The organism is Bacillus sp. 05T31 (genome assembly GCF_056396725.1).
This window is the reverse complement of the sequence record NZ_JBFTMA010000558.1, coordinates 1-3,023: the sequence shown is the minus strand read 5'-3', so window position 1 is coordinate 3,023 and position 3,023 is coordinate 1. Positions and strand designations below refer to the sequence as shown.

Annotated in this window: 4 protein-coding genes; 2 read left to right on the top strand and 2 right to left on the bottom strand. The window is 34.8% G+C overall.

What is annotated here, in order from left to right; translation table 11 throughout:
• The coding region (locus AC1DJR_RS24130) for an alkaline phosphatase (RefSeq protein WP_477003684.1) at nucleotides 1–1,261 on the top strand (1,261 nt) is incomplete at its 5' end.
• 84 nt (nucleotides 1,262–1,345) lie between these two features.
• Here AC1DJR_RS24130 and AC1DJR_RS24125 read toward each other — a convergent pair.
• Nucleotides 1,346–2,026, bottom strand: coding sequence for an NAD(P)H-dependent oxidoreductase (locus AC1DJR_RS24125; RefSeq protein ID WP_429687600.1), 681 nt, complete (start codon nucleotides 2,024–2,026; stop codon nucleotides 1,346–1,348).
• A gap of 127 nt (nucleotides 2,027–2,153) precedes the next feature.
• Here AC1DJR_RS24125 and AC1DJR_RS24120 point away from each other — a divergent pair, with 127 nt between their 5' ends.
• Complete coding sequence (locus AC1DJR_RS24120; protein WP_477003683.1) at nucleotides 2,154–2,528, top strand: winged helix-turn-helix transcriptional regulator; 375 nt, start codon at nucleotides 2,154–2,156, stop codon at nucleotides 2,526–2,528.
• A 209-nt stretch (nucleotides 2,529–2,737) separates the two neighbouring features.
• Here the strand turns inward: AC1DJR_RS24120 and AC1DJR_RS24115 are convergent, their stop codons facing one another.
• On the bottom strand, nucleotides 2,738–2,965 hold the full coding sequence (locus AC1DJR_RS24115; protein ID WP_429687599.1) for a DUF3947 family protein: 228 nt from the start codon (nucleotides 2,963–2,965) through the stop codon (nucleotides 2,738–2,740).
• Nucleotides 2,966–3,023 lie beyond the last annotated feature (58 nt).

The window sequence follows — 3,023 nt, the reverse complement described above, 5'->3', positions numbered from 1 at the left end:
CTTAGAAGGCGCAAAAAGTTCCGGCCGCGCGACAGGAATTATTGCTACATCAGAAATTCAGCATGCTACTCCTGCTAGTTTCTCTGCCCACCACGTTAACCGTAAAAATTTTGAAATACTTGGTGAACAGCAAGTTTATCAAAAKATAGAARTTGTATTAGGTGGTGGAAAAGCAGCACTTCAGCCTACGACAAGCAACGGAATTCGTAAAGACAACGAAGATTTAGTAAAAGTAATTCGAGGAAAAGGGTACGACTTTGTCGAAACAAAGGATGCATTATTAAACTCCAAATCAAATAAAATCTGGGGTTCTTTCTCCAGCACTGCACTTGCGTTCGATATAGATCGTGAAGCAAGCCACCCTGAACAGCCAACTCTTTCCCAGATGACGGGCAAAGCAATTCAAACATTATCAAAAGATAAAGATGGTTTCTTCTTATTTGTAGAAGGCAGTAAGGCAGATTGGGCAGCACACGCAAATGACCCAATCGGGATGATTAGCGATGYATTGGCGTTTGATGATGCGGTTACCGAAGCGTTAGAGTTCGCGAAGAAAGATGGTAATACTATGGTCATCGCTTTAACCGATCATGGAAATAGCGGTATTTCCATTGGTAACAGCAATACCACAAAAGGATATGATACTACACCAGTATCAGCTTACATTGCCCCACTGAAAAAGGCGAAAATGACACTTGAGGGTGCTACAAATAAACTAAAAGATGATTTATCTAATATAAAAGAAGTTGCTGCTCTTTACGGTTTAGACRACYTAACWGAKGATGAAAGAGAAAARTTAAAMRCTGCACATAAGAAAGCTGATGTAGGTCCRATYCTTACTAMATTATTGGCCAACCGTRCGAACMTCGGTTTTACAACTGGTGGTCATACGGGTGAAGATGTATTCTTATACTCTTACGGTCCTCAAAAGCCATACGGTTTAGTCCAAAATACAGACATTGCGAAGACAATGGCCAAAGCAATGGGCTTTCAATTAGGAGAAATAACCGACAAATTATTCTTAGATGCTGAAACAGCCTTTAAACAAATTGGTGCAACTGTAAAGATTGACAAAAAAGATGCACCAAACCCGGTGCTTGTAATAAAACGTAATAATACAGAGGCCAAATTGTTTGTTAATAAAAACATTATCTGTATCGATGGAAAAGATTATGAATTAGGAAGTATCGTTGTAGAAAGTAACGGGAAATTCTAYGTACCTGAAAAAGCAATTCAACTATTCACAAGGTATTCTCGCTAAATTTAAAAACAGACATAAAAAAACGCTATCCTTTCTATAGAAAGGGTAGCGTTTTTTTCGTTATATGGATACAAATTTATCTTATTAAATCCATTCAACAATAGTATCCATAGTTTGTCTTGTTTTATTAAATTTTGGTTCTCCTTTACGGTATCCAAATGCAACCATAACTGATACCTCAAGATTATCATCTTTTAAAATTCGTTCTTGACGAAGTAAAGAATCTACTTTTTCTTTATCGAATCCTTCCATTGGACAAGAATCAATACCGATTTGAGCTGCACTAGTCATCATATTAGCTAAAGCAATATAAGATTGCTTCGATGACCAATCAAATACAGCACGTTCGGAGTCTAACAATTTAAAATCCGATTCTTGGAATTTTTTGAAGAATTCATATCTCATTTGTTGGGCTTCTTCAGGCAATCCAATAATATCTTTCATCATGTGCTGAATATACTCTGCATCATAGTGCATATCTTTGATGTTTCTTGAAAGAACAATGACAAAATGACTTGCTGTTGAAAGCTGCCCACCTGCTCCCCATGAATATGGTAATAGTTTTTCTCTTAATTCTTTATTTTGAACCACAATAAATTTCCAAGGCTCATATCCAAAAGAAGAAGGAGATAATCTTCCTGTTTCTAAAATAAATTTAAAATCATCTTCTGAAATTTTCTTCATAGGATCAAATTCTTTACATGCATGTCTAAAGCTAAAAGCCTCAATAATTTTTTGTTTTGTATTTTGTTTTGTGTTAGTCATAAAAGATCCCCTTTTCATTAAATTATTATTTAACCAAATTATATTTTTAAAGTAACAATGATACAAGTACGCACATTTATGTGCTATAGTATCAAAAAAGATACTATTGTTAAGGGAGAGTCTTTTTATGATTAGTTCAAAAGAAGATGATRTAAATTATCCATTTTTAAATAAATATTCTTGTCCMGTAGAAGCTATCGTCGAGGTTATTGGTGGGAAATGGAAAGGTGTTATTCTTTATCATTTATTAGATGGTAAGAAACGATTTAATGAATTAAAAAGATTAAAACCTAATATCACCCAAAGAATGTTAACACTTCAACTTAGAGAACTTGAAGCAGATGGCATCGTACATCGGGAGGTATATCGTGAAGTGCCCCCTAAAGTAGAATATTCGTTAACTGAACTTGGCGAGTCATTACGTCCAATTATCCTYTTAATGATGGAATGGGCGACTAATAATATGGAGCAGGTTTTGGAAAGTAGAGATAACACTAAATAGTATTTAAAACCTGTACTTAGCCATTACAAACAACTCAAAAAAGATTGCCTCTTAGGATACAGGCAATCTTTTTTCTTTTTTTAATATGAAATTTATGTTTTTGCAGTCTATCTCCATCAAAGAGCTATTTCTGTTTTGTCATTTTCCGCTATAAAACATATACAGTTTCATACGGTAACGATCAAAAATAAATTCCATCCTTGTGTAATCTACATCGAGTAATATGATTGTGATGGGTAATACGCCTGTGGTGGATAATAAGAGTGTAATGAATAATACGATTGTGGTGGGTAATAACTTTGTTGCATTTGTTGTGCTTGTAATGCTTGTTGCTGTGCTTGTATAGCCTGATGAACAGCTTGAATAGTACTTTGCGCAGGCCCATGCCCTCCTAAAGGACGCATTTGCGTTTCAGTGTAAAAATAATTACAAAGCATTCTTTATTCACCTCACCTCTGTAAATATTTTTGTATTCCATCTTTCATACTATGAATA

Excerpts from the sequence above, each read along its gene's own strand:
- AC1DJR_RS24125 (WP_429687600.1), bottom strand. The coding sequence starts at position 2,026 with ATGACTAACACAAAACAAAATACAAAACAAAAAATTATTGAGGCTTTT.
- AC1DJR_RS24115 (WP_429687599.1), bottom strand. The coding sequence starts at position 2,965 with ATGCTTTGTAATTATTTTTACACTGAAACGCAAATGCGTCCTTTAGGA.